The 8496-nt window shown below is 65.4% G+C and carries 9 protein-coding genes and 1 pseudogene; 9 read left to right on the forward strand and 1 reads right to left on the reverse strand.

Annotation, left to right across the window (positions count from 1 at the left end):
* The 3 genes from fliK to GJ698_RS29960 form a co-directional block, all read left to right on the forward strand.
* On the forward strand, nucleotides 1–854 hold an 854-nt coding region (fliK, locus tag GJ698_RS29950), incomplete at its 5' end, for a flagellar hook-length control protein FliK (protein WP_166454970.1).
* A complete protein-coding gene (locus GJ698_RS29955) occupies nucleotides 851–1183 on the forward strand; it encodes an EscU/YscU/HrcU family type III secretion system export apparatus switch protein (RefSeq protein WP_154361511.1) in 333 nt (110 codons plus the stop codon). The genes fliK and GJ698_RS29955, both read left to right, overlap by 4 nt.
* A gap of 15 nt (nucleotides 1184–1198) precedes the next feature.
* Nucleotides 1199–1957 (forward strand): flagellar brake protein, encoded by a 759-nt coding sequence (locus GJ698_RS29960; RefSeq protein WP_154361512.1) that lies wholly within the window; start codon nucleotides 1199–1201, stop codon nucleotides 1955–1957.
* 95 nt (nucleotides 1958–2052) lie between these two features.
* Here GJ698_RS29960 and fliE read toward each other — a convergent pair whose 3' ends face one another.
* Complete coding sequence (fliE, locus tag GJ698_RS29965) at nucleotides 2053–2397, reverse strand: flagellar hook-basal body complex protein FliE (protein WP_154361513.1); 345 nt, start codon at nucleotides 2395–2397, stop codon at nucleotides 2053–2055.
* A 227-nt stretch (nucleotides 2398–2624) separates the two neighbouring features.
* Between fliE and fliF the strand changes: the two genes are divergently transcribed.
* The 6 genes and pseudogenes from fliF to GJ698_RS29995 form a co-directional block, all read left to right on the forward strand.
* A complete protein-coding gene (gene fliF, locus GJ698_RS29970) occupies nucleotides 2625–4373 on the forward strand; it encodes a flagellar basal-body MS-ring/collar protein FliF (RefSeq protein ID WP_154361514.1) in 1749 nt (582 codons plus the stop codon).
* Nucleotides 4366–5364, forward strand: coding sequence for a flagellar motor switch protein FliG (fliG, locus tag GJ698_RS29975; protein ID WP_072781382.1), 999 nt, complete (start codon nucleotides 4366–4368; stop codon nucleotides 5362–5364). The genes fliF and fliG overlap by 8 nt, the downstream gene beginning before the upstream one ends.
* Nucleotides 5364–6119, forward strand: coding sequence for a flagellar assembly protein FliH (locus GJ698_RS29980; protein ID WP_154361515.1), 756 nt, complete (start codon nucleotides 5364–5366; stop codon nucleotides 6117–6119). Before fliG ends, GJ698_RS29980 begins: the two co-directional genes overlap by 1 nt.
* A 2-nt stretch (nucleotides 6120–6121) precedes the next feature.
* The gene (fliI, locus tag GJ698_RS29985) at nucleotides 6122–7522 is read left to right on the forward strand and encodes a flagellar protein export ATPase FliI (protein WP_154361516.1); all 1401 of its coding nucleotides are present in this window, start codon (nucleotides 6122–6124) and stop codon (nucleotides 7520–7522) included.
* Between the two features lie 34 nt (nucleotides 7523–7556).
* On the forward strand, nucleotides 7557–7997 hold the full coding sequence (gene fliJ / locus GJ698_RS29990; RefSeq protein WP_154361517.1) for a flagellar export protein FliJ: 441 nt from the start codon (nucleotides 7557–7559) through the stop codon (nucleotides 7995–7997).
* 29 nt (nucleotides 7998–8026) lie between these two features.
* A pseudogene (locus GJ698_RS29995) lies at nucleotides 8027–8496 on the forward strand (flagellar hook-length control protein FliK); the annotation flags it as partial.

Below are 8496 nucleotides of genomic sequence, written 5' to 3' on the forward strand. Positions count from 1 at the left end.
CGGCAGCCCAGGCCGCCGCCACGCTGAGCGCCGGCGAGGCCGGCGCCGCCGTCCCGGCCGACGCCGTCAAACCGCAAAGCCTGGCCGCCACCCTGCTGGGCAAGGCGCCGCTGATCCCGGCCCACGAACTGCCCGAACTGGGCGCCAACACGCCGCAGCCGGTGCTGAGCAGCGCCGCCCGCGCCCTGACCACGCTGCTGAGTACGGCGCAGGCCGGCCAGACCTCGCAACTGGCGCTGATCGGCAAGACCGCGCTGTTCGGCAACGCCGCGCCGGACACCGGCGAGCTGGCGCAAAAGCTGCAGGACACCATCTCCAAGAGCGGCCTGTTCTATGAATCGCACGTGGCCGAATGGGTCAAGGGCGACCGCCCGCTGGCCGAGCTGATGCGCGAACCGCAGATGCAGCGCCTGCTCCAGCAAGGCAATGAAACAGCGGCCCGCGCCGCCACCAGCGGTCCCGACCTGAGCGCGGCGCAGATGGTCAACCAGCAGCTGCACACGCAGGAGCAGAACCGCGTGCTGTGGAACGGCCAGGCCTGGCCGGGCCAGGAGATGCAGTGGGAAGTGCGGCGCGACCAGCGCGAAGGCGGCCAGGGCGGCGGCGGCGGCGGCGACGCCGAGGGCGAGCCGGACCAGATCTGGCGCAGCGGCGTGCGCTTCCGGCTGCCGCTGTTGGGCGCGGTGTCGGCGGCGGTGACGCTGATCGGCGACCAGGTCCACATCCAGGTCCAGACCGGCAGCGACGACAGCGCCGCCACGCTGCGCGCCTGGGCCGGCCAGCTGGAAGGCGCGATGCAGGCCGCCGGCGCGCCGCTGTCGTCGCTCAGCATCACCCGCGAGGACGGCGCATGAGCGACGACACCCCGCGCCGGCCGCTGCCGCAGGCAGTGGCCCTGGCCTACGACACCGGCCAGCCCGCGCCGAAAGTGGTGGCCAAGGGCCGCGGCCTGGTGGCCGAGCAGATCATCCACGTCGCCCAGGAGGCCGGCGTCGCCATCCACGAGTCCAAGGAGCTTGTCTCGCTGCTCATGGATGTTGACCTTGATCAACAAATTCCACCAATGCTGTATCGTACGATTGCGGAACTATTAGCGTGGCTATATCATATTGAAGCAGCGCAAAAGTCTGGCAATCCCCTGCCGCCCGCACCGGACACCAGTATCCCTTTGACCGAAATTTGACTCGACTGGTAACAGATGTACCCACACTTTCAGGATGCGGAATTGGAAAACTGGCACGACTTTGAAGTCGAATCGCGGCGGGAGATTTTTGCCCTGCTGCGTGGCATTGGCGAGAAAAACCAGTTGATCCGCATGCTGATCAAGGGCGAGTCCGACGTCTGCGTGACCTCGATCCTGGATGTCGACGAAGCGGCCGACGCCGTCTACCTCGACTGTTCGATCGACCAGGAGCAGAACAAGCGCGTGCTGGCGTCGCGCCGGGTGTCGTTTGAAACCACGCTGGACAAGGTGCGCATCCTGTTTGCCGCCGACCAGGTGGAAGCCACCACCTTTGAAGGCAATCCGGCGTTCCGGATCGCCATCCCGGCCTCGCTGATCCGCCTGCAGCGCCGCGAGTACTACCGCATCGCCACGCCGGTGACCAATCCGGTGCGGGTGCTGATCCCGCTGCCGGCGGAACTGGGCGGCCCGACCACCTTCCCGCTGGCCGACATCAGCTGCGGCGGCATCTCCATCCTCGACAATAAAATGATTTTGGGGAACGCCATTGGCAAGGACTATCCGGACTGCCGCATCGAGCTGCCGGAAATCGGCCCGGTGGCGACCGCGCTGCAAGTGCGCAACGCGCTGGACCTGACGCTGCTGAACAACAAAACCAACCGCCGCCTGGGTTGCGAGTTCATCAACATCCCGCGCGGCGCACTGGCCGCCGTGCAACGCTACATCACCAAGCTGGAACGCGAACGCAACGCCCGCATCGCCGGTCTCAGCTAACCTCCGGGGTCAGGTCCTTCATTTCTACACGAGCTGGGCTGTAGCGCACGCTACAGCCCAGCTCGTGTAGAAATGAAGGACCTGACCCCGGAGCTCTATACCTGCATGTTCATGATGTCGTGATAGGCCGACACCAGCTTGTTGCGCACCTGTAGCGTGGCCTGGAAGTTGATGCTGGCCTTTTGCTGGGCGATCATCACGTCCGACAGGCTGACGCTGTCGTCCCCCATCGCGAATTTCTTGCTCATGCCGTCGGCGTCCACCTGGCTGGCGTTGACCGCGTCCAGCGACTTTTTCAGCGCATCCGAAAAATCCGCCTTCGGCACGGCCGCCGGCTCGGTCTGGATGACCGGCGGCGTCAGGCCCGGCCGCGTGGCGTGGGCCTTCAGCTGCGCGATCATCGACTGGATCTGGCTGCTGTCTATTCCACCTGTAATCATTGCTTCTCCTGTTATTGCTTTCGTGAAATAATCTCCACGAGGTATCCGAGCCTGGCGTTACAATACGGAACGCCTTTATCAGTGCTGACAGAATACCAATGGCAACACCAGCCCCCAGCATCGAGCAGGACCGTAAATGGCACGCTGTTCGGGGTATTGAATTTCCAGGTTACAAGCAATAATGGCGGCATTCCTTCAAGAACCCTCGTATTCGGGACCCAACCATCATGGCCGTAGCGGAAGAAATCGATAACGCCACAGCAGGCGCGCCAGACGACGGCGCCGAGAAACTGCCCTTCATCCAGACGCCGATGGGCCGCAACTTCCTGCGCGCCGCCGGCGCCGCGGCGGTTGTCGCCATCCTGATCGGCCTGTGGCTGTGGAACAAACCGCCGGATTACGCGGTGCTGTTCTCCAACTATACCGACCGCGACGGCGGCGCCATCACGGCCGAGCTGGACAAGATGAACGTCAAGCACAAGTTCTCGGACAACGGCACCGCCATCCTGGTGCCGACCGACCAGGTGCACGACATCCGCCTCAAGCTGGCCGCCCAAGGCCTGCCGAAAGGCGGCAACGTCGGCTTCGAGCTGATGGAAAACCAGAAGCTGGGCGTGTCCCAGTTCCTCGAACAGGTCAATTACCAGCGCGCGCTGGAAGGCGAACTGGCGCGCTCCGTGATGTCGCTGGCGCCGGTCGAAAACGCCCGCGTCCACCTGGCGCTGCCGAAACCGTCCGTGTTCGTGCGCGACCAGCAGAAGCCGACCGCCTCGGTGATCGTCACGCTGCACCCGAACCGCATGCTGGACCAGCAACAAACCGGCGCCATCGTCCACCTGGTCGCCTCCAGCGTGCCGGATCTGCTGCCGGCCAACGTCACCGTGGTCGACCAGGCCGGCAACCTGATTTCCGACCAGAACAAGCCCGGCAACGGCGTCAACGCCAAGCTCGACGAGCAGCAGCTGAAATACGTCAAGGATTTGCAGACCCAGGTCATCAAGCAGGTAGAGTCGATCGTCATCCCCATCGTCGGCGAAGGCAATGTGCGCGCCGAAGCGGTGGCCGACGTCGACTTCGCCCAGATCGAGCAGGCGTCCGAGAACTACAAGCCGAACTCGCCGCCAGCGGCCTCGGCCATCCGCAGCCAGCAGAGCAGCGAAACCTCGGGCGGCGGCGGCAACGCCAATCCGGGCGGCATTCCGGGCGCGCTGTCGAACCAGCCGCCGGGCACCGCCACCGCGCCGCTGACCCAGACCGCGGCCGCCAACGGCCCCAACGCGCCGGCCCCCGGCACGCCGCCGGGCGCCCTGCCCGCCAACGGCGCCGGCGCCGGCACGCCTAGCCACAAGGAATCGACCACCAATTACGAAGTCGACAAGACCGTGCGCTACGAGCAGCGCGGCATGGGCGGCCTGCGCCGCATGACGGTGGCGGTGGTGGTCAACTACAAGCGCCTGATCGATAAGGACGGCAAAGTCACGGTAAAAGCCTATACTCCTGAAGAGATGGCCAAGATCAATGATCTGGTCAAGCAGGCCATGGGCTACAACCAGGACCGCGGCGACGCCGTCAGCGTCGCCAACTCGCCGTTCGACGGCGTCGACAAGCCGTTCGAACCGCCGCCGGACTGGTGGCGCGATCCGGCCAACTTGCCGATGGCCAAGGATCTGGCCAAGTTCCTGATCACCGCCCTGATCCTGCTGTACATTGTGATGCGCATCGTGCGTCCGATGATGCGCCCGGTGTTCAAGAAAATCGACGAGATCAACGCGCCGGAACCGGAACCGGAAGTGCCGGAAGAAGAAGTCGAGGAAGGTCCGGACGAGGCCCTCATCGCCGAAGAAGAGTTGCGCAAAATGGAAGAAAACACCGCGCGTGGTTACCGCGAAAACCTGGCCATGGCCAAGAAACTGGCGGTGGAAGACCCACGCATCGTGGCCAACGTGATTAAGGAATGGATAGGCGCCAATGACTGAGAATACCGGACTGCAAAAAGCCGCCATCCTGATGCTGGCGATGGGCGAAACCGAGGCTGCCGAGGTGATGAAGTTCCTCGGCCCGCGCGAAGTGCTGAAGCTGGGCGCGGCGATGGCCACCATGAAGAACGTGCCGCACGAGGAAGTGGTCGGCACGCTGGACAACTTCCGCGACATGGTCGCGGCCGCGTCCACCGTGGGCCTGGACTCCGACGAGTACATCCGCCAGGTGCTGACCAAGGCGCTGGGCGACGACAAGGCGTCGGTGCTGCTGTCGCGGATTCTGGGCGGCAAGGACGCCTCCGGCATCGAGTCGCTGAAATGGATGGATTCGCAATCCGTGGCCGAGCTGATCCGCAACGAGCACCCGCAGATCATCGCCACCATCCTGGTCCACCTGGAGCGCGACCAGGCCTGCGAGATTCTCGGCAACTTCACCGACCGCCTGCGCAACGACGTCGTGCTGCGCATCGCCACGCTGGACGGCGTGCAGCCGGCCGCGCTGCGCGAGCTGAACGACGTGCTGACCAAGCTGCTGTCGGGTAACGAAAACATCAAGAAATCCACGCTGGGCGGCGTCCGCGCGGCGGCCGAGATTCTCAACTTCATGTCCGGCGAGCAGGAAAGCTCGGTCATGGACAACATCAAGAACTACGACAACGACATGGCGCAGAAAATCATGGACGAGATGTTCGTGTTCGACAACCTGATCGACATCGACGACCGCGGCATCCAGTTGCTGCTGCGCGAAGTGCAGTCGGAAATGCTGATCATCGCGCTGAAGGGCGCGTCGCAGGAACTGCGCGACAAGATCTTCAAGAACATGTCGGCGCGCGCCTCGGAAATGATGCGCGAGGACCTGGAGTCCAAGGGTCCGGTGCGCCTGTCGGAAGTGGAAACCCAGCAAAAGCAAATTCTGCAAATCGTGCGCCGCCTGGCCGACGAAGGTCAGATCGTGCTTGGTGGCAAAGGTGAGGATTCCTTCGTTTAATGGCTATTCACAGCAAAGAAGCGCAGCCGGCGTTCAAGCGCTGGGAGATGACCTCGTTTGGCGACGAGCGTCCCAGCACGGTCGCGCTGCGCGAAGCCGAACAGCGCGAGATCGACGCCGAGAACGCCCGCCTGGAAGCGCAGCAGCGCGTGCACGAAGCCTTGCAGGCGCAGCAGGAACAGATGGAAATGGGGCCGCCGCTGCCGCCGCCCATCGAATACCCGACCGTCGAGGAACTGGAAGCCATCCGCGAAGCCTCGCGCAAGGAAGGCTATGACGAGGGCCACGAGGCCGGCCATGCCGACGCCATCGAGGCCGGCAAGCAAGCCACGCGCGAGGAACTGCAACAGGTGCGCGTGCTGGCCGACAATTTCAGCAACGCGCTGCGCGACGCCGACCAGCTGATCGCCAACGAGGTGCTGGACCTGGCGCTGCAGCTGGCCAAGGGCATGCTGAAGAGCGCGCTGCAGGTCAAGCCGGAACTGATCCTGCCGATCGTGCGCGACGCCATCGAATACCTGCCGGTATTGCAGCAGCCCGCCCTGCTGGTGCTGCATCCGGACGACGCCGCCACCGTGCGCGCCGGCATCGGCGAGGAACTGGACAAGGGCGGCTGGCGCGTGGTCGAGGACCCGTCGGTCGGCCGCGGCGGCTGCAAGGTCGACACCGCCAGCAACACCATCGACGCCACCGCCGCCGCGCGCTGGCAGCGCCTGAGCCACGCGCTCGGCAAAGAAGTGGACTGGCTGGGCTGACCATGGACGCCGTCGCCAACCCGCACGCGGGCCGCTGGAAAACCTATCTCAACGATTGCGCCGAAGTGCTCAACTTTGTCGAGCCGATGCAGGTCTCGGGCCGCGTCACGCGCGTCGCCGGCCTGGTCATGGAAGCGGTCGGTCTGCGCCTGGCGGTCGGCGCCGCCTGCACCGTGCCGCTGCCCAGCGGCGGCAAGATCGAGGCCGAAGTGGTCGGCTTCGAGGGCGACAAGCTGTTCCTGATGCCGCAGTCCGACGTCGAAGGCGTGGTGCCGGGCACCCGCGTGTTCCCGGTCGAGCCGGCCATCCCCAAGCCGGGCACCGTGGCCCATCCGCGCCGCCGCCCCAGCGACCGCGCGCGCCACCTGCCGGTCGGTCCGGAACTGCTGGGCCGCGTGGTGGACGCCGCCGGCCGCCCGCTGGACGGCCTCGGCCCCATCAACGCCATCGACAGCGCTCCCATCAACACCCGCCCCGCCAACCCGCTGGGCCGCGCGCCCATCGTCGAAACGCTGGACGTCGGCGTGCGCTGCATCAACGCCATGCTGACCGTCGGCCGTGGCCAGCGCATGGGTCTGTTCGCCGGCTCCGGCGTCGGCAAGTCGGTGTTGCTGGGCATGATGGCGCGTTACACCGAGGCCGACGTCATCGTGGTCGGCCTGATCGGCGAGCGGGGCCGCGAGGTCAAGGAATTCATCGAGCAGATCCTCGGCGAGGACGGCCTGGCGCGCTCGGTGGTGGTGGCGGCCCCGGCCGACACGCCGCCGCTGATGCGCCTGCAAGGCGCGGCCTACAGCACCGCGATCGCCGAGCACTTCCGCGACAAGGGCCAGAATGTGCTGCTGATCATGGATTCGCTGACCCGCTACGCCATGGCGCAGCGCGAGATCGCGCTGGCGATCGGCGAACCGCCGGCCACCAAGGGCTATCCGCCATCGGTGTTCGCCAAGCTGCCGGTGCTGGTCGAACGCGCCGGCAACGGCGAACTGGGCGGCGGCTCGATCACCGCCTTCTACACCGTGCTGACCGAGGGCGACGACCAGCAGGACCCGATCGCCGACTCGGCGCGGGCGATCCTGGACGGCCACATCGTGCTGAACCGCCGCCTGGCCGAGGCCGGCCACTACCCGGCCATCGACATCGAACAGTCGATCAGCCGCGCCATGCACTCGATCACCTCGCACGAGCACCAGACCAAGGCCCGTCAGCTCAAGCAGCTGTTCTCGCGTTTCGAGCGCAGCCGCGACCTGATCAGCGTCGGCGCCTATGCCGCCGGCACCGACCCGGTGCTGGACCAGGCTATCCAATCGCATGATCGGATAGAAAATTTCTTACAGCAACAAATCACGGAACGGGTCACCATGGGCGAGAGTTTGGGGCAATTGACCTCTCTATTCGACTGATTGACCGGGCAGCACGCTACTTATAATTGTCACCATGGCTTCCAAAGCGCAATTAGAAACCCTGATGGACCTGGCGCGGCGCGACACCGACGATGCCGCCAAGCGGCTGGGTATCGCCCTGAAAGCCGTGGACGAGGCCAAGCAGAAACACGAAATGCTGGTCGGCTTCCGCGAGGAATACGTCAAGCGTTTCGAAGCGGCGCAGCAGGCCGGCATCACGCCCATGGCGTACCGCAACTTCGTGGCCTTTATTGAAAAGCTGGAAGTGGCGATCCGCGGCCAGCTGGAAATGATACGGCATGCGGAACACCGCAGCACCCAGGAAAAAACCGCCTGGCAGAACAGCGAGCGCAAGCGCATGTCCTATTCCACCCTGAACGACCGCGCCGACGCCGCGGCGCTCAAGCTGGAAAACAAGCGCGACCAGAAAGCAATGGACGAGCACGCGGCAAGGCAGGCCTACTACAAACGATGACGCATTAACTCACTCATACGGCGCGAAACATGCAAACGAACACTCTTCAGCTTCCCAACCTCACCGCCAATGCAGTGGCCGCGCCCAAAGTCAACCTGAACCTGAGCGCCGGCGGCGACAACAACGCCTTCAAGCAGGCCCTGTCGCGCGAGATGGATCAGCGCCAGGCCAACAGCGCCAGCAGCAATCAGCCGGCCAAGGCCGCCGAGCGTCCGAACGCCTCGCGCGCCTCCGCGCCCAAGCAGCAAGCCGCGCCGGCCAAGCAGCAGAATGACGACGACGCCCCGGCACCGCAAGCCAGCAGCAATGACAGCGCCGCCGCGCCGGCGCCGGCGCCCGCCAAGACCGCCTCTTCCAGCGACAGCAGCAGCGCCGACAGCGACAACAGCGACGCCCAGGCCGCGCAGGCCGCCGATCCGGTGGCCGACATGCTGGCCCTGGTGGCGGCCTTCAATCAGCCGGCCGCCGCCGCCACGCCGCTGCCAGCCGCCGACGCCGG

Source organism: Duganella aquatilis (assembly GCF_009674565.1).
GTDB lineage: Bacteria > Pseudomonadota > Gammaproteobacteria > Burkholderiales > Burkholderiaceae_D > Rugamonas > Rugamonas aquatilis.